This window comes from Chitinophaga barathri (genome assembly GCF_003807585.1).
GTDB classification, from domain to species: Bacteria; Bacteroidota; Bacteroidia; order Chitinophagales; family Chitinophagaceae; genus Chitinophaga; species Chitinophaga barathri.
In genome coordinates, this window is sequence record NZ_RMBX01000014.1 from 159251 (window position 1) to 179326 (window position 20076).

The following is a 20076-nucleotide window of genomic DNA, read 5'->3' on the forward strand; positions in this document are numbered from 1 at the left end:
TCCAGCGGTGTCAGAGTGTTTGTAAAATGCTGAATATGAGAATGATACTAAGAATTTTCAGATCGGCATGTGTGCTGAGACAGGCTTTGAGATACCAGGTGGCTTCGTATAGCTGTTTTTTCACGGCGAACTTGGTGATGTTCAGCTCGGCGGCGATCTCGTCCAGCGAAAGGCCTTCTTCGTTGCGGAGGATAAAGATGCGGCGTTTCTGTTTGGGCAGTTTATTGATGAGGGCCCGCGCGATGCGGTGATATTCGCGTAGCTCGAGTTTTTCCTGAACGTCCGAATGGCTTTCCGGCTGCTGCAGTTGCAACAAGCCGATCACTTTGCGCTGCCGGGCCTGTTGGGTACGGAGGTCCGCCAGGCGGTTGCGCGCCATGGTGAACAGGTACGCCTGCAGCGACGTGATGTTCACGAGTGTTTCTTTGCGGAGCCAGAGTTTGATAAAAATATCCTGGATCACTTCATGGGTATCGGGCAGCGAAAAGCCGGTAAGCGGATAAATAAAAAGATGCAGTTTTGGCTGGTATTGTTCATACAGGCTGGCGAAAGCCGATTCATCACCAGCGGCCATCCGCCTGCATAACGCCGATTCTGATGAGATACTGTTCATTTGGTTGAAATTTAGGCCCATCGCCGGGCCCGGCATACGTTTTGGTCACATGGAATTACAGGGAGAAATCCCCTTGTGTTGTAAATCTAAATAAAAGGAACTGACCAACCAAGGGTTTGCTAAATCCTTTTACCTAAATCAGGGAAAAAAGTCAAAATACCAACAGGTGGGTATTCAGCCGGCAGCTGTAAATGCAGCCCTTTAAACCTTATAAATCATTAACTTTATATGCCAGGAAGATTAACCCCGGTAACCCTTTCCCGGCACCAGCGGGCTTCAGCAACAAGTGTGTTAAGTACACGCCAATCCTTCAACCGGCATATATATGATATATTCTTTTTAAATTTCTTTCAACCTATAAAACCCTACAAAATGGATTCTTACAAAGTAGGAACCGGCGGGCAGCAGATCAGGCTCGCGGTAGACATTACCAGCAACGGCATTGCCACCACCCGCGGTTTCCTCATCACTTCCACAGACCGTTTCCCTATTTCCGGCTGCGCATCCAAAGATGCTACCGGAGACATCATCCAGATGCCCATCGGTTCCGCTGCCAGCCTCAAAGGCAATAAACTGCTCATCGTAACCAATATCCTTCTTTTCTGGCCGGACAAAGAAACCCGCAAGATCGAATTTGAAAAGATCACCGCGCGGTATGTGATGGACGATGGTAAAGACGGCCACAAAGAATTTCCCGAGGCAGACCTGAAGATCGATGCGCTGGATGATTTCACGGATATCTGGCTGCACAAAACCATTAAACTGAGCTGAGCATGAAAAGAATATTCACCCTGCTCCTGCTGATGTGCGGCAGCCAGCTTTTCGCGCAGCAGGAAAAAGAACCGGACCATAAGGCTGTGCCGCAATCCAGCGCGTTTAAACTCGTGGACATCTCTCCCACCCTGATAGAAACGCCCGTTACGCCAAAAGCGTTCGGGCTGGGCATTTTGCAGAACTTTGATAAAGGAAGCAGCTGGCCGCAGAATTACTCGGCGGAGTTTACGCCTTACTGGTGGGCTTTGCCGAAGAACAGGGATGCATATAAATTCCTGGGCATCCGCCGGCATGAAGACCCCGTTACCAAAGCGGATGTGTACCGCTCCAATCCTTTTTCCGCGCTGAAGATGACGAATATCTCCGTGGCCTTTTTGCAGAAAGACCTGGTGCCGGATACCGCGGACGCCACGCAGAAAGTATTTTCAGCCGGTTTCAGGACCACGCTGCTCCGGTTCTATTCATCGGCTCACAGCGAAAAACTGAACAATATCATCAACGATATCCGGGCAAACCAGTCGTTGCGCATCGCCGCGCTGGTGAACGATCCGGACTTTATAGCCGCGGGGGACGACCCGGTAAAGATCGCCGAAGCCACGAAGAACTTCGCCAGGAAAAGAAAAGAGGCCGGCGACAAGATCGATTCCCTGAGACAGACCATAGAAGATCATATCGCGCAGAAGCCGGCCTTTCAGTGGGACCTGGCGGGCGCTTACGCCACTTACGGCATCGCGGACACGGCGTGGAAAACAGGGAGAGTGGGCATCTGGAGCACGCTGTCGCTCAACCTCCTGCTGAACGCGCATGGCGAAAGCACCAAACAGAACTACCTGACGATATCTGCCTATACCCGGTATATGTATGACAACTACACCACGGAAAAAGGTTTTATCACCAATTCCAACAGTTTTGATGTGGGCGGCAGGCTGTCCTTTGAATTTGACCCGCTGAGCATTGGTTTTGAGGCGGTGCACCGGAATTACGTGGTGGAAGGCGATCTGCAATCGCAGCGTGTGATCGGGTTCCTGAATTACCGGGTGGGCAAAGACCTTTACCTGAACGGGGCCTTTGGCAGTGATTTCGGGATGGATAAATCAAGGATCCTGGCGCTTTTTGGGTTGAATTGGGGCTTTGGGAATGAAAAACTGACGTTTAAGGACTAGGAACGACATACGGAAAGCCGCCACCAGTCGCACGGGAGGTCATGACATGATAGTATTTTGCCTTGCTATTTTTAAATAGCCTTATTTCTGCTGCGTAGTAGTTGGAACCTGCTATGGTGGCTATAGGAGAGATACAGGGAAGGTGGACTTGAGGTGGAGATGAGGCGGACTTGATCCGGAGTTGATGCGGGTTAATATTCCATTAGCCCCTTGCCGGCTGCAGGAAGGGAGGCTACGCTAATCCTTTTCCCCCTTCAAATCTCGCATAAACGCACTATCTTCGCGCTTCGCCGGTGGTGGCATTTTTCTGCAAACAGCTGATATCTACCGCTTTACAGCAACCGGCGGAGCTCAGGGGAACGGGTTCCCGGCCGGCATAAAATGATAATTTGTCTGCCCCCGCCCGTACGTTTTCTGCTAAAAAGGCAGGAATTCCCGCTCCCGGCCCCGTGGCACAATCTTCGCAGACTAGTGCTTCACAGCCATAAACAAGCTTTATTTATTCTGTGTTTTAATATATTAACAAAAAACAAATGGCAACCGTAACCAGAGAGAACATTGGTTTATTAAATGATAAGATCACTGTGAAAGTGAGCCAGGAAGATTACCTTCCCAATTTCGAGAAAGCTGTAAAGCATTTTTCCAAGAATGCAAGCATTCCGGGGTTCCGGAAAGGCCAGGTTCCTGCCGGCATGATCAAAAAAATGAGCGGCCAGGCCCTTTTCCAGGACGAGGTGCTGAAAACCGTAGAAAAGGAACTGATGGGTTACCTTCAGCAGGAAAAACTGGAGATCTTCGCCCAGCCCCTGTCTCTGGATACAGAAGCCAAATCCCTTGATTACGCGACACCTTCCGACTATAATTTCGAGTTTGAAGTGGGCCTGAAGCCTTCTTTCGATGTAAACGCCCTTCTTTCCAAAACTTCCCTCACCCGCTATAACGTAGTAGTATCGGATGTGGTGGTGAACCAGGAGCTGGAGCGCCTGCAGCTGAAAGGCGGCAAAATGTCCGATCCCGAAAACATTGATTCAGAAAATAATGTACTCAGCCTGGAATTCCTGGAATCAGACGCAAAAGGCCATGTAGCCGAAGGCGCTGAAAAGAAAGAAAATTCCCTGCTGGTAAAATCCTTCTCCGAAGCCACCCAGAAAGAACTGATGGGCAAAAAAGCCGGCGATACCCTGGTTATCCAGCTGTCCAAAGCCTTTGATAAAACACAGGGCGAAGCCATCGTGAAAGATCTGGGCCTGGCTACTGATAAAGATGCCCTGGACAAATACTTCCAGCTCACCATCACCAAAGTGGGGCTGATCGAAAAAAGAGAACTGAACGAAGAGTTCTTCAACGAAGTATATCCCGGCCAGGAGATCAAAACAGAAGAAGCATTCAGGGAAAAACTAAGAGAAGAGATCGGCAAGTACTGGAAGCAGGAAGCTACCAACCACATGCACAACGATCTGTTCGAAACCCTGGTGCACGAAACACCCATCGAGCTTCCTAAAGAATTCCTCAAACGCTGGCTGCAGAAAGGCGGGGAAAACCCGAAAACAGCCGAGGAAGCCGAACACGAATACCCGAGCTTCGACCATCAGCTGCGCTGGACCCTCATCAGCGACAAACTGATCCGCGATAATTCCCTGGAAGTTTCCTTCGAGGAACTGAAAGAAAGCGCCCGTGCAAAGATCATGGGATACTACGGCCTCGGCGGCGAACAGGCAGAGTGGCTGGACAGCTACCTGGAGCGCCTCCTGCAGGACGAAAAGTATGTGGATCAGACCTATCGCGAAATGATCACCCAAAAACTGTTTGATTGGGCTGAAACCAAGGTGAACGTAAAAGAAGAGGAAATTTCCGCCGAAGATTTTGTTAAATTACCTCATAAACATCACCATCATGAACATTAATAACAACGAATTCAGGAAATATGCCATCCAGCACAGAGGGATCAGTAGCCTGGTTGTAGATAGTTACGCGCGTCACCACCAACATCAGATCAATTCTCTGACGCCGTATATTATCGAGGAGCGCCAGCTCAACGTTACCCAGATGGACGTGTTTTCCCGCCTCATGGCAGACAGGATCATCTTCCTGGGCGACCCTATCAACGATTACGTGGCAAACGTGATCACCGCCCAGCTGCTGTTCCTGGAATCAGCCGACCGTAACCGGGACATCCAGATGTACATCAACAGCCCTGGTGGCTCCGTATACGCCGGCCTGGGCATCTATGATACCATGCAGATCATCAGCCCCGAAGTGGCTACCATCTGTACCGGTATGGCCGCCTCTTTCGGCGCCGTACTGCTCGTGGCAGGTACCAAAGGCAAACGCACCGCGCTGAAACACGCCCGTGTGATGATCCACCAGCCTCATGGCGGTGCCGAAGGCCAGACCTCCGATATCGAGATCACCGCACGCGAGTTCGTAAAACTCAAAAAAGAGCTGAACGAAATCATCGCCACCCACAGCGGCCAGTCCGTAAAACGTGTGGAAAAAGACGGTGACCGCGATTACTGGATGACCGCAGACGAAGCCAAAGAATACGGCATCATCGACGACGTTCTGGAAAAGAACCCGAAGAAAAAAGCCGCGGAAAATAATCCTCAATAATGCAGAAACGTCCCGCTCCGGCGGGACGTTTTATTTTCATCTTCCCGGGGACCGGTCATGATACCTTTCCTGCCCTTCCGGAGATGCCTGATTCCATTTTTGCCCCTGCTGGGAATAGGGTTTTCTTTTTGCACTCCCCCCGAAAAAATGCTTAAATTTGTGGTCCCAGTAAGGGACTCAGCATTCATATTAAAATTATTTAGATGAAAGAATCCAAGATACGCTGTTCTTTCTGTAACCGTAACAAAGACGAGGTAAGAATACTGATCGCCGGTGCGGAAGGGCATATCTGTGAAAACTGCGTGGCAAACGCCCAGGAGATCATAGAACAGGAACTGAACCCGGGTGGAGAAACCAAAAAGGCCACTCCCTCCCATTTTGTTCCCAAAGTGTCCAAGCCGGTAGAGATCAAGCACTTCCTGGATGAATATGTGATCGGGCAGGATGACGCCAAAAAGATACTGGCTGTAGCGGTATACAACCACTACAAACGTCTCAATCAGACAGTTACGGACGATGATGTGGAGATCGAAAAAAGCAACCTGATCATGGTGGGCGAAACCGGTACGGGTAAAACCCTCCTGGCCAAATCCATCGCCAAGCTGCTGAACGTACCCTTCACCATCGTGGACGCCACCGTGTTCACCGAAGCCGGTTACGTAGGCGAAGACGTTGAAAGCATTCTCACCCGCCTCCTCCAGGTGTGCAACTACGATGTGGAAGCAGCCGAAAGAGGCATTGTGTATATCGACGAAATCGACAAGATCGCCCGCAAAAGCGATAATCCTTCCATCACCCGCGACGTTAGCGGCGAAGGCGTACAGCAGGGCCTGCTGAAACTCCTGGAAGGCACAGAAGTACTTGTGCCCCCGCAAGGCGGCCGTAAACACCCGGAGCAAAAGCTCATCAAGGTGAATACGCAGAACATCCTCTTCATCTGCGGCGGCGCATTCGACGGCGTGGACCGTATCATTTCCCGCAGGATCCAGACGCACTCCATCGGCTTCACCGTGAACAAAGAAAGGGAAGAAGACGCGCGCAAGCACATTCTCCGTTACGTGAATTCACAGGACCTCAAACAATTCGGCCTTATCCCCGAACTGCTGGGCCGCCTGCCGATCGTGACCTACCTGAATACGCTGGACAAGGAAGCCCTTGCCGCGATCCTGACAGAACCGCGCAACGCCCTCGTAAAACAATACAAAAAACTTTTCAGGGTAGAAGGCATCGAGCTGACCATTACACCCGACGCGGTGGACTATATCGTGGACAAGGCCCTGGAATACAAGCTGGGCGCCCGTGGTCTCCGTTCCATCTGCGAAGTGGTATTGGCGGACGCGATGTTCAACCTTCCCTCGGCAAACGAAAAAACATTCGTGCTCACACGCGAATATTGCGCGGAGAAACTGGATAAGAGCACACTGGTAACCTTAAAAGTAGCCTAAAACAAACCCCATGCAGGAGCTGATCCAACAATTGAAAGACAAGGCAGGCATTACAGACGAGCAGGCCGTTAAAGCAATAGAAGCCGTGAAGGATTTTGTGAAAAGCAAATTGCCCCCTGTGATCGCGGGCAATGTGGATGCATGGTTCGAAGGAATGGCAGGCAGCGCTGCATCAAAGCAGGACGCTGCTGACGACTTCCTGGATTAACAACAATCAGGCTAGGCAGCCCGGAAGATGGAACGGAATGCATCGTAAAAGAAGCAAAACACCAGGTCTCCCAGGTTCCTCAAAAAAGAAATGATCAATAAAAGCATTTGATATATTTTTTAAGCAGAGACGCCTTCGGGCGTCTCTTGTTGTTTATAATACTGTTCCAGTTCTTTAAAAGCACCCTTCCTTTTCGCCCTTTTGGCAAGGAAACTATACAGCCATACCTGGAGCTTATGCGGCAGGAAAGTTAGGTAAGTTTCCCCCAACTCCAGCAATACCGCCAGGTGACTGAACTTTTTAGGCATCCCTTTTTTATTCACCTTCCCATCCACCGCCAGCCCGTAAGCAACTCTCAGGCAGGCTTCGAACTGCCTTGCCGGTTTGATCGTGACTTTGAAAGCCACCGGATGTTTGCTGCTCGGGTTAAAAAAGAGATGTTGTATGTGTAACGGCACATCCGCCCTGCCACCCCTACTCAGGAAAAGAAATTCTTTTCCTATCCGCAGGCCCAGCTCCCCTTCCACTACTTCAAAATGTTCGGTGAAGGTGGTATGGTAATGCAGCCCGTTTTTCCCGCCCGGCGCCAGTTCCACCAGCACCGTCACGTGCGAGCCGCCGGTTTCTTCCGTCGTTTCGAGGAAAGTTACTTTGTCTCCGATGTAAGGATTACTGATCGTGCGTGGTAAAGCCATGATAGAACGTTTTAAAACCCCGGGAGGTTACAGCGTTTGGAGATAGAGATACAGCGCCTGCAATTCTTCGTCGGTATAATTGGCCGTCATTTTCCAGGGCATGTCTTCGTTCTGCAACTCGCGGCCATCAGGCGTTTTGCCCGTACGGAGCACAGTCACGAATTCGTTCAGCGACCATTTACCTACGTTCGCGGTGGAAGTGATATCCCTTGCGTATACACCACCCGGCACAGGATTGGGGCCGCCCTTCAAAGCCGGTGTATGGCAGCCGGTGCAGGACATGGAAAGATATTGCCCGTATTCCGCTGTGGGGGCGCGTTGCACAGCCTGCGTAGGTTTATACCGGTGATCGATCTTTTCAGCCGGTATCAGCGGAAGTTTATCCAGACCCGACAATACAACGCCCAGCGGGCCCAGCTTAGGTTCGGGCAATTCATGATCCACTGCAGGCACAGATTTGAGATAAGCAATAAGATTCGCGAGGTCATGATCAGACATTTTGTAAAATTCATATGAAGGCATGATAAGCAGGGGTTTGCCATCAGACTTAAGCCCATGGCGCATTGCAAGCAGCCATTCACGATCAGAATAAGATGCGGGGCGGCCGCCTTTACCAAAGGTGAGATTCGCCGCGGGCAACATCCCGAGCGCGGCGTCGTCGATGAAAATTTTTCCGGCTAGATTGTCACCATGGCAGTCCGCACAGCCCTTTGTAGCGTAGATATGCGCTCCATCCGCCACAGATGCGGAATCCGAAGGAATATCAATCATCCGTACTTCTACGTTGTACGGTTTGCTTTTCTTGTTATTCACCAATATATACATGGTGAAATAAAAAATTAGAATGATCGCCACCAATACGCCGATGATGCCGCCCGTCCATTTCAGTATTTTCCGCAACATGTTTATGATTATTTTTGTTGCGTCAAAATTATACCACACAACCCCAGTGGATAGTACGACAAACGGATATTATTATACGTAAAACGGATTTACAGTTATGACCCCAAAAACACAACGCGACGCGCTGAATGCGATCGCGAACCACGCGTTCTTTAAAGACCATGCTACACTCTTCACCAAAGAACAAACATCAGACAATGAGCTGTGGGACCCCCTGCAGGCTTTAATGCATTTCCAGGTAACGGCGGCCGGCACGCAACGCATTTCCATCGTGGATGCAGAGCGCTTACAGGCGGTGAAAGATTACCTGCGCACGGAATACCTGTGCCCGGAACTCAGTCTGGGCCTGATATGCAGGCGTTTCGGGCTGAATGAATTTAAACTGAAGAGAGGCTTCAAGCAGCTTTTCGGAAACACCGTATTTGGTTTCGTGCAGGAAATGAAAATGAAAGCTGCGCGGCGGATGCTGGTGGAAAAAAGATTGAATGTGAATGAGGTGGCGGATCACCTGGGCTACAGCTCGCCCAATCATTTTTCCGCCGCGTTTAAGAAGATGTTCGGATACCCTCCGGCAAAACTGAAAGCATTCATCGTAGTGGCTTAAACACCCCCAATAGAAAACCGCCTCGATTGAGGCGGTTTCACATTTGGAGTAGAAATTTTCTCGATCTTTCTGTTTTGTGTTTAGGTTGATAAATTGGTAAGGAAAGTAATTAACCCAAATTTAACTTTCTGTTTACACATTTCCATCACACTAAGGTGTAAATATCAAAAAAAATGCAAAAAACAGGGCATTGGCCGGCTAAATGTTAGCAAACCAATGCCTTTACAGTTTATTAAAATATATACTTTGTTGAAAGAAAGTTTGAGGATTGGTCGCTGACGATCTTATTGATCAGCGCTTTATTCTCTTCCGTTTGTTTGGTAGCCACCAGCGAACGGATGCTGAACGCCCTCAGCGCATCAAAAACGGAGAGCGTGGCCTCGGCGGAATCCTTTCTCCCGGTGAAGGGGAAGATGTCCGGCCCGCGCTGACACTGGCAATTGATGTTCACACGGCTCACCTGGTTCACCAGCGGGTCTATCAGCGACGCCAGTTCTTCCGCGTCGTTGGAAAAGAGGGCCACCTGCTGGCCGTGATCCGCTTCAATCAGGTAATTGATCGGCGTTTCAATATTATCGAACGGGATCACGGGGATTACCGGTCCGAATTGCTCCTCGCGGTAGAGTTTCATCTTTTCGTTCACAGGATATACGATGGCCGGATACACAAAAGAGGCATTTGCAGCCCCGCCATGCGTGTTTATCACCTTCGCCCCATGGGCAACCGCATCCGCCACGCAACTCTGTAAATAACCCGGTTTCTGTGGCTCCGGCAGCGGGGTGAGGAACACGTCTTTTTCCCAGGGCATACCGAATTTCAGTTTGCCTACCGCTGCGCTCATTTTTTCCAGGAAGGCATCCGCCACGCTGCTGTGCACGAAAATTATCTTGATGGCCGTGCAGCGCTGCCCGTTGAAAGAAAGCGAGCCCAGCACACATTCTTTCACTGCCAGGTCGATGTCTGCCTTATCGGTAATAATAGCGGCGTTTTTAGCGTCCAGGCCGAGGATGGCCCGCAGGCGGTTCACTTTCGGGTGCATTTTTTTCAGCTGGTTCGCCACTTTGCTGGAACCAATGAGCGTAAGCACATTGATCTTCCCCGATTCCATCAGCGGCGCAATGATCACGTTGCCGCGGCCATAGATGGTATTCACCACGCCTTTCGGGAAACATTCGCGGAAAGCTTCCAGCAGCGGGTAATGCAATAACGTACCGTGTTTCGGAGGTTTGAACAGCAGGGTATTCCCCATGATAAGCGCGGGAATGAGCGTGGTGAAAGTTTCATTCAGCGGGTAGTTGAACGGGCCCATACACAGCACCACACCGAGCGGGCTGCGCCGGATCTGGCCGATGATGCCCTGCTCTATGGCAAAACCGGAGGACTTGCGGTCCAGGTCCTTCAATGCATCGATGGTGGCGTGGATGTATTCTACGGTGCGGTCAAATTCCTTTACAGAATCCGCGTAGGATTTCCCGATCTCCCACATGATCAGCGATACGACCTCCTGTTTTTGGGCGATCATTTTACCGGTGAATTTTTCCACGCAGGCAATACGTTCCGCTACAGACATGGTGGGCCATTCCCCGCGGCCATCGCGGTAAGCGAGGATAGCATCATTCAGGGAAGCCATGGCTTCTTCTTCGCCGCAGAGGGGATACGAGCCGATCACCTTTCGTTCGAGACCGTTGGCGGTTTTAATACAGATGGGAGATAATACGGTGTGCACATCGCCGGTCCAGGTTTTCATTTCACCGCCGGAAAGGTACTCCCGCTGGTGAATCTCCGCCGGCAGCCTGAATTCCGCCGGAATGGCGTCTTCGGTTAGGAAAAGATGGTCTAATTGTTCTTCAAAAGTGGTCATAATCGAGGGTAGTTAATAAAAAATCACGGATAATATTATTGGCATTCAGCGCTCATGATGTGTCGCAAAGTACAATTTGCGCTAAACAATTTTATATTGGATACGATAAACTAATATTGTTTTCTTACTTGTTAATGCTTTGATTCCGAAACATGCAACCGATTGCAAATTACATGGTTATTTATTAGCAAGCAATTCGAATTGTCATGGCTGCTTAAAAAATCTGAAGGGGTAAACGACAAGAGGGTTCATCATTACTGACGAACCCTCTTTTTTTATTTTGACCACTATTGATTGCTGCAATAAACCCGTTATTCTTTCAGCGCTTCCCGCGCAATAACAATTTTCTGTATCTCGGAAGTACCTTCGCCTATCGTGCACAATTTGGAATCGCGGTAGAATTTTTCTACCGGGAAATCCTTTGTATAACCGTACCCGCCGAAGATCTGCACCGCTTCGTTCGAGGCGGATACCGCGACTTCCGAAGCGTAATATTTAGCCATGGCCGCTTGTTTGGTCATAGGCAGATGCCTGTTTTTCATATCTGCCGCCTGCATGGTAAGCAGTTCGGCGGCGGCGATCTGTGTAGCCATATCTGCCAGCTTAAAAGATATGCCCTGGAAATTGGCGATCGGCTGATCGAACTGGTGGCGTTCTTTGGAATATTTTACGGATGCGTCAAACGCGCCTTTTGCGATGCCCAGGGAAAGCGCCGCAATGGAAATACGCCCGCCGTCCAGCACTTTCATGGATTGTATAAAACCCTCTCCTTCTTTACCGACCAGGTTTCCGGCCGGGATGCGGCAATTGTCGAAGATCATTTCCGCGGTTTCGGATGCACGCATACCGAGTTTGTTTTCTTTTTTGCCGCCGCTGAAACCGGGCGTACCCCTTTCAACGATGAAGGCACTCATGCCCCGGCTGTCCCGCACTTCGCCGGTGCGGGCGATCACCACGGCTACATCACCGCTTTTACCATGTGTGATCCAGCTTTTAGTACCGTTTATCACCCATTCGTCTCCTTCTTTTTTTGCCACGCATTTCATATTCATAGCGTCAGAGCCGGTGTTTGGCTCCGTGAGCCCCCAGGCGCCGATCCATTCGGCGGTGGCGAGTTTGGGCAGGTATTTTTGTTGCTGTTCTTCGTTGCCGAATTGCAGGATGTGGCCGGTACAAAGTGAATTGTGCGCGGCTACACTCAACCCGATAGCGCCGCAGATACGGGATATTTCGCTGATAACGGTCACATATTCAAGGTATCCGAGGCCGGAGCCACCGTATTGTTCAGGCACGAGCACGCCCATGAGGCCCAGCTCACCCATCTTTTTGAAAAGCTCTTTGGGGAAGATCTGTTCTTCATCCCATTCCAGGACGTGGGGCTGGATATGAGTTTTACCGAAATCCCGGATCACCTGGGCTATCTGTTGTTGCATGTCCGTGGGCTGAAAATTCATAACCTGAAATTGGGTTTAATTGATCTTTAAGTATTTTTCAATTTTACGATAAATGGAATCATCTACCAAAGCGAGGGCACGGAGCGTTTCTACCTCCCTGAAAGGCCCGTGGGCACTGCGATACCGTACTATCACCCGGGCCAGTTTCGTGTTGATGTATGGATGTAGGGCCAAAGATTTATCATCTGTATCGTTGAGACTGATCTTTCTTAGAGAAACATCACCCAGCCGGAGGAACGGTTGAATTTTATTAAATACGGAATCCACCAATCCATACACTTCCCCTACCTGCCGGGTAGAATAGAAGCCTCCGAGCCGGTCCCTGAAGCCCACAATCCTCTTTGCGAGCGTTGGCCCGATGCCCGGCAAACGTTCCCACTGCGCAGAATCCGCGGCGTTGATATCGATCACCGGGATAGGTAAGCGTTTGTCGGGATAACGGTATGAGTTTGCATATGAATTGTTGCCGGCTCCATTATGCCGGGCTGCGTAGGGACGGTTTTCATACGGCCGTTTTGTATAATAACCGCCATTGGGAAATCTCCCGCTGTCGCGATAAAACTTACGCCTGTCAAATCTTCCGTCATCCCGGTAAAAACCGGACCTGGCATAATGCGCATCGTTTTTCCAGCGATCACGTCTGTAGCTGCTGTCCTTCCACTTCGTACGGTATTGTATCGCGGCGGCTTCCCGCTCCGATTCCATCAATGCGGCCACTTCCGTGGCAACGCGGTTAAGACCAGCAGTATCCGCTACAGGCGGTTTAAAAAAAATGGTATTCCATGCGGAAGGTAAAAACTGTACAAGCAGGATCAGGCTTAACAAACAGGCGATTCCCCAACGCTCCTTCCTGGAGAATTCAAAAAATTGGTTCGGCACAAACAATGGTATTGATCTGCGCCGAATGTCTGATTAATTTTTGAACGGAAAAAATTTTCAGCGAAGAAAAATCATCTCACAATTCCACTTCCAAACCATCATACGCCAGCGCCATACCTTCCGGCAAGGTGGGGCCTACCTCCGCATGCAAGCCAAGCTGGTGGCTGATATGCGTAAAGTATACCTGCGGCACTTCCAGCTCTTTGCCCAATGCGATCGCTTCTTCGAGCGTAAAATGGGAAATGTGTTTTTCACGGCGCAGCGCGTTCAGCACCAGCACCTTTGATCCGCGGATCTTTTCCTTTTCTTCCGGCGCAATGTAATTAGCATCCGTGATATAGGTGAAATCGCCGAAGCGGAAGCCCAGCACGGGCATTTTATGATGCAGCACGTTGATCGGGATAAACGTGAGGTCATTGATCGTAAAAGGATCGTCGAGGATGGTGCGTAGGTTCAGCTCCGGGATACCGGGATATTTAAAATCCGCGAAAGCATAGGAAAATTCGCGGATGATCACGTTCTGCGAATAATCGGACGCGTAAATATCGATAGGCTGCTGCTGGAAAAAATTAAAGGCGCGGATATCGTCCATGCCGGCGATATGATCTTTATGGGAATGTGTGATCACGACGGCTTCCAGGCGTTTTACCTCTGCGCGGAGCATCTGGTAACGGAAGTCAGGCGTGGTATCTATCACGATATTCCCCCCGTCTGACTGGATGAGGATGCTGCTGCGCAGGCGCTTGTCCCGCGGGTCCGGGGAGGCGCATACGCTGCATGGGCAGGCTATCACCGGCACACCCTGCGAGGTGCCCGTTCCAAGGAAAATAACTTTCACGGCTGCTTATTCTGTTTCGGGTTCTGAAGATGGAGTTTCTTCACCGGCTGCCCCGGCGGTCTTGCTATCTATCACCTGGCGGTACAGTTTCTGGCTTTCCGGTGTCAGGAAACCTTCTTCCACAATAATGGAAGGGAGAATGTCCATCAGCGTGTTGATGCGCCCTTCAATATTCAGGAATTTGTTGATGACCACCACTTTTTTGTGCTCCAGTACACAGAAGCCGGAATTGAAGGTGCCTTTTTCGTACCGCAAAATATACTTCGCCTCCTCAAATATCTTTTCCAGCTTCGCCACGTTGTTGGGGGTACTCTTCAGATTCATATTGTCTCCTTTTTATACTATTTGCTTACCATCCTCGCCACCGGCACAATCATCTCCTCGAGGGAAATACCGCCGTGCTGGAAGGTGTTGCGGTAATAATTCACGAAATAATTATAGTTGTTGGGATAGCAAAGATACCCGTCTTCGCGGGCAAAGATATAAGAAGAATTGACATTCGGCTTCGGCAGCCCGGCATCGCGGGGATCCCGGAAGGCCAGTACTTCCTTGGGATCGTAATTCAGGTTGCGGCCGTGTTTATAACGCAGGTTGGTCGTCGTTTGTTTGTCGCCGATCACTTTTACCGGCGTTTTTACCCGTACGCTGCCATGATCTGTGGCGATGATCAGGTTGATCTTTTTATCCGCCAGCCGTTTGAGCGCCTGGTGCAGCGGGGAGTGTTCGAACCAGCTGGCCGTGATGGAACGGTAGGAAACTTCATCTCCCGCCAGCTCTTTGAGCACTTCCATTTCTGTACGGGCATGGCTGAGCATATCCACGAAGTTGTATACGATTACGTTCAGCGGGTAATTGAGCAGGTTGTGCATGTTGTTCACCATATGCTGGCCGTCCGCGTGATTGGTCACTTTGGTGTAGGAAAAACGCGGGTCCATTTTCAGGCGGGCCAGCTGTGCGGCGAAAAATGCTTCCTCGTACAGGTTTTTCCCTCCTTCCTCGTCATCGTTTTTCCATTCCTCCGGGAATTTCGCTTCGATGTCGATGGGCAGCATACCGGCAAATATGGCATTGCGGCTGTATTGGGTGGAAGTGGGGAGAATGCTGTAAAAGGTATCTTCCTCCACGAGCCGGAAAGATTCGCCGAAGATAGGCTGGATGGTCTTCCACTGGTCGTAGCGCAGGTTATCAATGAGGATAAAAAAGTTGGGCACGGTAGGGTCCAGCAGGGGCACCACCTTCTGGCTGAAGAGGGTGTGGCTCATTATCGGCGCTTCCTGTGCTTTCGGCTGCATCCAGCTGCTGTAGTGACGGTTGATGAATTTGGCGAACTCTGTATTAGCTTCGGCTTTCTGCGAATGCAGTACTTCCAGCATTTCAGGCGCATCGCTTTTGCTCATTTCCATTTCCCAGTACACCAGTTTTTTATAGATGTCCGCCCATTCTGTATGGTTCGGGTTATCGTTCAGGGCCATAAAAAGGGTGCGGAACTGCTGCTGATAAGCCGTAGTGGTCTTTTCAGCCACCAGCCGTTTGTTGTCGATGATCTTTTTGAGACTCAGGAGCACCTGGTTCGGATTCACCGGTTTGATCAGGTAATCCGTGATCTGGGAGCCGATAGCATCGTCCATCACGTTTTCCGCCTCATTTTTCGTGATCATCACCACCGGTATCTGCTGGTCCATTTCTTTGATCTTGCCGAGGGTTTCCAGGCCGGTAATTCCGGGCATGGACTCGTCCAGCAGCACCACGTCCACGATATTTTCCTTCAGGAACTCGAGGGCGTCGTAGCCATTGGTAAGGGCGGAAACATGGTAGCCTTTGCTTTCGAGGAAGATAATCTGTGATTTGAGCGATTCTATTTCATCATCTACCCAGAGTATGTTGATTTGATTCATGATGTTCCTTTACGTAAGTTGAAACGGATTGATATGGAATGCCAGGGTGCCGTTTGTCAATTACGAATTACGAATATATTTATGATTTATTGCGATTTATTTGAAACTGGTCAAAAATCGTACCCGACAGGCGGGTTTGGATAGGGGTAAAGGCCCTGGCGCGCGTCAGTGTATTAAAAAATTTGTTAAATTATCAACTGTCACGTAATACCTTGTGATCGGAAAAGTTACCTTCAATGGTGTAGATTTGTACCGATTGTTCATAAAAAATCCGAATGACTGACCGCAAACGAAAGATCGTGAATGACCCGGTATATGGGTTCATAACCATCGATCATCCATTGATTTTCAGCCTCATATCGCATCCATACTATCAGCGCCTCCGGCGTATCCACCAGATGGCGCTGGCGCACCTGGTATACCCTGGAGCCATGCATACGCGTTTTCATCATAGCATGGGCGCCTATCACCTGATGAGTTGCGCGTTGAGTGAACTCAGGGGAAAGGGCGTTGTTATAACCGGGGAAGAGGAAGTGGCGGCGAAAATGGCTATATTATTGCACGACATCGGGCACGGACCATATTCCCATGCCCTGGAACATACGCTGGTGGAGGGTGTATCGCACGAGGAGATTTCCCAGCTGCTGATGCAGACCCTGAACGGGGAAATGAAAGGGGCGCTCGACCTCACCCTGGAGATCTTTAACGACCGGTACCCGAAAAAATTCCTGCATCAATTGGTTTCCAGCCAATTGGACGTAGACAGGATGGATTACCTGAGCAGGGATAGTTTTTATACCGGGGTGTCCGAAGGAGTGATCAGCTACGACCGGATCATCAAAATGCTTATCGTTCATGACGGGGAGCTGATGGTGGAGGAAAAAGGGATCTATTCCATTGAAAAGTTCATTGTAGCCCGCCGGCTGATGTACTGGCAGGTATACCTTCATAAAACCGTGCTGAGCGCGGAAAGTATGCTGGTAAAAGTGCTTCAGAGGGCCAAAACACTGGCCGGAAGAGGTACGGAACTGTTCGCATCCCCCGCCCTGCGTTATTTTCTATATAACCGCATTGGCCGGGAGGAATTTGAAAGAGACCAGGATTGCCTGATCCAATTTTGCTTATTAGATGACTATGATATCATGGGCGCCATCAAAGTATGGACCCAACACCCGGACAGAGTGCTCAGCCTCCTTTGCGGCTGGCTGGTGAACCGGGAGCTCTTTAAGGTCCAACTCAGCAACGAGCCGTTCGAAACGGGGCTGGTGGAGGATTATAGGGCAAAAGTTCGTAAACGCTGGGGGTTAACGGAAGAGGAAGCGGATTATCTGGTCTTTACAGATACCGCCAGCCTCAAAGCCTATGACGCAGACGACGAGGAAATCAACATTCTATTTAAGGATGGCCAAGTGAGAGACATTTCTTCTATCGATAATGCCCTTGTATCGCATACTTTGGCAAGACCGATAAAAAAATTCTACATTTGTCATCCAAAATTCTAGGCTGACAACGTTTTATACGAACTCAACATGTTAGGGAATACATTCATATTATCCGGAGACGGCCTGGAAGGTAACATTTCAACTTATAATTATGCAATTTAGCGCATTACAGCTGGCTACCATACTGAACGGGAAGCTGGAAGGGGACCCGGAAGTGAAAGTGCACAATATCGCCAAGATAGAGGAGGCAGGGGACGGTATGCTCAGCTTCATCGCCAATCCCAAATACGAGGAGTTCATTTATACCACGCAGGCTTCGATCCTGATCGTCAACGATACGCTTGAAATAGAGCGGGCCATCAAGCCTACCCTCATCCGCGTAAAGGATGCTTACAGCGCTTTTGCCCTCCTTTTGGAGAAATACCAGCAAATGGTCGGCGCGGGAGCCAAAACGGGCATCCAGCAGCCTTCCCATGTGCCTGCTTCCGTGAAAATGGGGCAGAACGTGTTCATTGGCGCTTTCGCCTATCTCGGTGAAAACGTGGTGCTGGGAGACAATGTAAAGATCTACCCCGGCGTATACCTTGGAGATAATGTAAAGATCGGCAACGGCTCCGTGCTGTACCCCGGTGTGAAAGTATATGACAACTGTGTGGCGGGCAACCGCGTGATCCTCCATGCCGGCTGCGTGATCGGCGGGGACGGTTTTGGATTTGCCCCGCAGGCGGACGGTACTTACAAAAAAGTGCCCCAGGTGGGCAACGTGATCATCCACGACGATGTGGAGATTGGCGCCAATACCACGATAGACCGCGCCACGATGGGCTCCACCGTGATCCACTCCGGCGTGAAGCTGGACAACCTGATCCAGATCGCCCACAACGTGGAGATCGGCAACAGTACCGTAATTGCGGCGCAAACAGGGGTTTCAGGCAGCACCAAGATTGGGAAAAACTGTGTGATCGGCGGCCAGGTAGGCATCGTTGGCCACATCCAGATAGCTGACGGCACCAAAATCAACGCCCAAAGCGGCCTTTCAAAATCAATAACCGCTCCCAACACGTCTTTAACGGGTTCCCCCGCCTACGATTATAAAAGTTCACTGAAAAGTCAGGCAATTTTTAGAAATTTGCCGGACCTTGAAAAAAGGGTGAAAGAGCTGGAAGACATGGTGAAACAACTGCTGGCAGAAAAAGCCGGCGTATAATCAAAGCTTTCCGCCTGGACTATTTCGCGAATAGAAAGGAGTTTTAACGCATTGAATACGAAGTTATAATGATGGATAATCAGCAACAGAACCAACAGACCCTGCAAGGTCCTGTGACCATATCAGGTGTTGGTTTGCACACAGGCGCTCATGTGAATATGACGCTCAAGCCGGCAATGCCAGGCTTCGGGATCAAGTTTCAACGTATAGACCTCCCCGACCAGCCGATCGTAAAAGCTGACGTGGATTACGTGGTAGACACCGCCCGCGGCACTACCCTGGAGCACAACGGCGCCCGTGTGAGCACCGTGGAGCATATCCTCGCCGCCCTGGTGGGCAAAGGTGTGGACAACGTGCTGATAGAGCTGAACGGCCCCGAGATCCCCATCATGGACGGAAGTTCCATGCCTTTTATAGAAGTGATCGAAGAAGTGGGCATCCAGGAGCAGGACGCCAAAAAGATCTGGTATTCCATAGACACCAATATCAATTATTACGACGAAGTAAAGAAAGTGGAAATGGTGGCCCTCCCCGCGGTGGACTACCGCATCACCGCCATGATCGACTTCAACTCGCAGGTACTGGGCACCCAGCACGCAAACCTGAAGAGCCTCGAAGACTTCAAAAAAGATATCGCCCCCTGCCGCACCTTTGTATTCCTGCACGAGCTGGAATACCTGCTGGCCAATAACCTGATCAAAGGCGGAGACATCAACAACGCGATCGTGGTGGTGGACAGGGCGATTTCAGAAGAAGAGCTGAAACGCCTCGCCAAGGCTTTTGACCGGGAAGAGATCGCGGTACAGCAGCGCGAAGGCATTCTCAACAACGCAGAACTTCACTTCCCCAACGAACCGGCGCGCCACAAGCTGCTGGATATCGTGGGAGACCTTGCCCTGATCGGTTACCCCATCAAGGCGCATATCATTGCCAACCGTCCCGGTCACGCTTCCAACGTGGAGTTTGCCCGTAAGATCAAGGCATATATCAAAAAGAACAAACACAACAAGGACGTACCCATTTACGATCCTAACCAGCCGCCGATCTATGATATCAACCGGATCGTGCGCACCATGCCGCACCGTTACCCGATGCTGCTGGTAGATAAGATCATCGAGCTGAGCGATACCCGTGTAGTGGGCGTGAAAAACGTAACCTTCAATGAACAGATCTTCCAGGGGCACTTCCCCGGAAACCCGGTAATGCCGGGCGTGCTGATCTGCGAAGCACTCGCACAGGTAGGCGGAATCCTCGCGCTGAACCCTATGCCGGACCCCGAAAACTATGATACCTACTTCCTGAAGATCGATAACTGCAAATTCAAACAGAAAGTATTGCCCGGCGATACGATGGTTTTAAAAATGGAGCTGCTCAGCCCCATCCGCAGAGGTCTGGTGGAAATGAGAGGAACGGCATTCGTAGGCAACAAGGTATGCACAGAAGCTGACATGGTTGCTCAAATTGTTAAACGCGAAGGAAAATAAC

At 50.3% G+C, this 20076-nt stretch carries 19 protein-coding genes; 10 read left to right on the plus strand and 9 right to left on the minus strand.

The genetic code is table 11. The annotated features are described in order from the left end of the window. Positions 1-10: 10 nt before the first annotated feature. Entirely contained in the window at positions 11-613 is a 603-nt protein-coding gene (locus tag EG028_RS23365; protein WP_162946613.1) for an RNA polymerase sigma factor, read from the minus strand. Positions 614-985: 372 nt separating this feature from the next. Between EG028_RS23365 and EG028_RS23370 the strand changes: the two genes are divergently transcribed. From EG028_RS23370 to EG028_RS27795, 6 genes are all read left to right on the plus strand, one after another. Beyond that, positions 986-1384 (plus strand): hypothetical protein, encoded by a 399-nt coding sequence (locus EG028_RS23370; protein ID WP_120518747.1) that lies wholly within the window; start codon positions 986-988, stop codon positions 1382-1384. Between the two features lie 2 nt (positions 1385-1386). Further along, positions 1387-2550: a hypothetical protein gene (locus EG028_RS23375; protein ID WP_120518746.1), complete on the plus strand. Its 1164-nt coding sequence runs from the start codon at positions 1387-1389 to the stop codon at positions 2548-2550. A 533-nt stretch (positions 2551-3083) separates the two neighbouring features. Then, positions 3084-4454, plus strand: coding sequence for a trigger factor (locus tag EG028_RS23380; protein ID WP_120518745.1), 1371 nt, complete (start codon positions 3084-3086; stop codon positions 4452-4454). Further along, positions 4444-5160 (plus strand): ATP-dependent Clp endopeptidase proteolytic subunit ClpP, encoded by a 717-nt coding sequence (clpP, locus tag EG028_RS23385; protein WP_120518744.1) that lies wholly within the window; start codon positions 4444-4446, stop codon positions 5158-5160. Before EG028_RS23380 ends, clpP begins: the two co-directional genes overlap by 11 nt. Before the next feature lie 203 nt (positions 5161-5363). Beyond that, the gene (clpX, locus tag EG028_RS23390; protein ID WP_120518742.1) at positions 5364-6605 is read left to right on the plus strand and encodes an ATP-dependent Clp protease ATP-binding subunit ClpX; all 1242 of its coding nucleotides are present in this window, start codon (positions 5364-5366) and stop codon (positions 6603-6605) included. Between the two features lie 10 nt (positions 6606-6615). After that, positions 6616-6813, plus strand: a complete 198-nt coding sequence (locus EG028_RS27795) for a DUF2267 domain-containing protein (protein WP_185096830.1) — start codon at positions 6616-6618, stop codon at positions 6811-6813. A 119-nt stretch (positions 6814-6932) separates the two neighbouring features. On the opposite strand, the gene EG028_RS23400 is transcribed toward EG028_RS27795, so the two are convergent. Beyond that, the gene (locus EG028_RS23400; RefSeq protein WP_120518741.1) at positions 6933-7508 is read right to left on the minus strand and encodes a cupin domain-containing protein; all 576 of its coding nucleotides are present in this window, start codon (positions 7506-7508) and stop codon (positions 6933-6935) included. Between the two features lie 27 nt (positions 7509-7535). Further along, positions 7536-8411: a c-type cytochrome gene (locus EG028_RS23405; protein ID WP_120518740.1), complete on the minus strand. Its 876-nt coding sequence runs from the start codon at positions 8409-8411 to the stop codon at positions 7536-7538. A 97-nt stretch (positions 8412-8508) separates the two neighbouring features. Between EG028_RS23405 and EG028_RS23410 the strand changes: the two genes are divergently transcribed. Then, the gene (locus EG028_RS23410) at positions 8509-9015 is read left to right on the plus strand and encodes a helix-turn-helix domain-containing protein (RefSeq protein WP_120518739.1); all 507 of its coding nucleotides are present in this window, start codon (positions 8509-8511) and stop codon (positions 9013-9015) included. A gap of 232 nt (positions 9016-9247) precedes the next feature. On the opposite strand, the gene EG028_RS23415 is transcribed toward EG028_RS23410, so the two are convergent. The 6 genes from EG028_RS23415 to porX all read right to left on the minus strand — a co-directional run bounded on the left by EG028_RS23415 (position 9248) and on the right by porX (position 15942). Then, positions 9248-10876, minus strand: a complete 1629-nt coding sequence (locus tag EG028_RS23415) for an NADP-dependent glyceraldehyde-3-phosphate dehydrogenase (RefSeq protein ID WP_120518738.1) — start codon at positions 10874-10876, stop codon at positions 9248-9250. A 311-nt stretch (positions 10877-11187) separates the two neighbouring features. Beyond that, the gene (locus EG028_RS23420; protein WP_120518737.1) at positions 11188-12330 is read right to left on the minus strand and encodes an acyl-CoA dehydrogenase; all 1143 of its coding nucleotides are present in this window, start codon (positions 12328-12330) and stop codon (positions 11188-11190) included. A gap of 15 nt (positions 12331-12345) precedes the next feature. Continuing rightward, a complete protein-coding gene (locus EG028_RS23425; protein WP_123864773.1) occupies positions 12346-13209 on the minus strand; it encodes a ComEA family DNA-binding protein in 864 nt (287 codons plus the stop codon). Between the two features lie 76 nt (positions 13210-13285). Then, complete coding sequence (locus tag EG028_RS23430) at positions 13286-14047, minus strand: MBL fold metallo-hydrolase (protein WP_120518735.1); 762 nt, start codon at positions 14045-14047, stop codon at positions 13286-13288. 6 nt (positions 14048-14053) lie between these two features. Beyond that, positions 14054-14371: a hypothetical protein gene (locus EG028_RS23435; protein WP_120518734.1), complete on the minus strand. Its 318-nt coding sequence runs from the start codon at positions 14369-14371 to the stop codon at positions 14054-14056. Between the two features lie 17 nt (positions 14372-14388). Beyond that, a complete protein-coding gene (porX, locus tag EG028_RS23440; protein ID WP_120518733.1) occupies positions 14389-15942 on the minus strand; it encodes a T9SS response regulator signal transducer PorX in 1554 nt (517 codons plus the stop codon). Between the two features lie 275 nt (positions 15943-16217). Here porX and EG028_RS23445 point away from each other — a divergent pair, with 275 nt between their 5' ends. The 3 genes from EG028_RS23445 (at position 16218) to EG028_RS23455 (ending at position 20075) form a co-directional block, all read left to right on the plus strand. Next, entirely contained in the window at positions 16218-17444 is a 1227-nt protein-coding gene (locus EG028_RS23445; protein WP_120518732.1) for an HD domain-containing protein, read from the plus strand. A gap of 91 nt (positions 17445-17535) precedes the next feature. Then, positions 17536-18591 carry a UDP-3-O-(3-hydroxymyristoyl)glucosamine N-acyltransferase gene (lpxD, locus tag EG028_RS23450; protein ID WP_120518731.1) on the plus strand — a complete coding sequence of 352 codons (1056 nt, stop codon included), beginning with the start codon at positions 17536-17538 and terminating at the stop codon, positions 18589-18591. 68 nt (positions 18592-18659) lie between these two features. Continuing rightward, on the plus strand, positions 18660-20075 hold the full coding sequence (locus EG028_RS23455; protein ID WP_241559203.1) for a bifunctional UDP-3-O-[3-hydroxymyristoyl] N-acetylglucosamine deacetylase/3-hydroxyacyl-ACP dehydratase: 1416 nt from the start codon (positions 18660-18662) through the stop codon (positions 20073-20075). Position 20076 lies beyond the last annotated feature (1 nt).

Coding starts and splice junctions, on each gene's coding strand:
- EG028_RS23365 (WP_162946613.1), bottom strand. CDS start 613: ATGAACAGTATCTCATCAGAATCGGCGTTATGCAGGCGGATGGCCGCT.
- EG028_RS23370 (WP_120518747.1), top strand. CDS start 986: ATGGATTCTTACAAAGTAGGAACCGGCGGGCAGCAGATCAGGCTCGCG.
- EG028_RS23375 (WP_120518746.1), top strand. CDS start 1,387: ATGAAAAGAATATTCACCCTGCTCCTGCTGATGTGCGGCAGCCAGCTT.
- EG028_RS23380 (WP_120518745.1), top strand. CDS start 3,084: ATGGCAACCGTAACCAGAGAGAACATTGGTTTATTAAATGATAAGATC.
- clpP (WP_120518744.1), top strand. CDS start 4,444: ATGAACATTAATAACAACGAATTCAGGAAATATGCCATCCAGCACAGA.
- clpX (WP_120518742.1), top strand. CDS start 5,364: ATGAAAGAATCCAAGATACGCTGTTCTTTCTGTAACCGTAACAAAGAC.
- EG028_RS27795 (WP_185096830.1), top strand. CDS start 6,616: ATGCAGGAGCTGATCCAACAATTGAAAGACAAGGCAGGCATTACAGAC.
- EG028_RS23400 (WP_120518741.1), bottom strand. CDS start 7,508: ATGGCTTTACCACGCACGATCAGTAATCCTTACATCGGAGACAAAGTA.
- EG028_RS23405 (WP_120518740.1), bottom strand. CDS start 8,411: ATGTTGCGGAAAATACTGAAATGGACGGGCGGCATCATCGGCGTATTG.
- EG028_RS23410 (WP_120518739.1), top strand. CDS start 8,509: ATGACCCCAAAAACACAACGCGACGCGCTGAATGCGATCGCGAACCAC.
- EG028_RS23415 (WP_120518738.1), bottom strand. CDS start 10,876: ATGACCACTTTTGAAGAACAATTAGACCATCTTTTCCTAACCGAAGAC.
- EG028_RS23420 (WP_120518737.1), bottom strand. CDS start 12,330: ATGAATTTTCAGCCCACGGACATGCAACAACAGATAGCCCAGGTGATC.
- EG028_RS23435 (WP_120518734.1), bottom strand. CDS start 14,371: ATGAATCTGAAGAGTACCCCCAACAACGTGGCGAAGCTGGAAAAGATA.
- porX (WP_120518733.1), bottom strand. CDS start 15,942: ATGAATCAAATCAACATACTCTGGGTAGATGATGAAATAGAATCGCTC.
- EG028_RS23445 (WP_120518732.1), top strand. CDS start 16,218: ATGACTGACCGCAAACGAAAGATCGTGAATGACCCGGTATATGGGTTC.
- lpxD (WP_120518731.1), top strand. CDS start 17,536: ATGCAATTTAGCGCATTACAGCTGGCTACCATACTGAACGGGAAGCTG.
- EG028_RS23455 (WP_241559203.1), top strand. CDS start 18,660: ATGATGGATAATCAGCAACAGAACCAACAGACCCTGCAAGGTCCTGTG.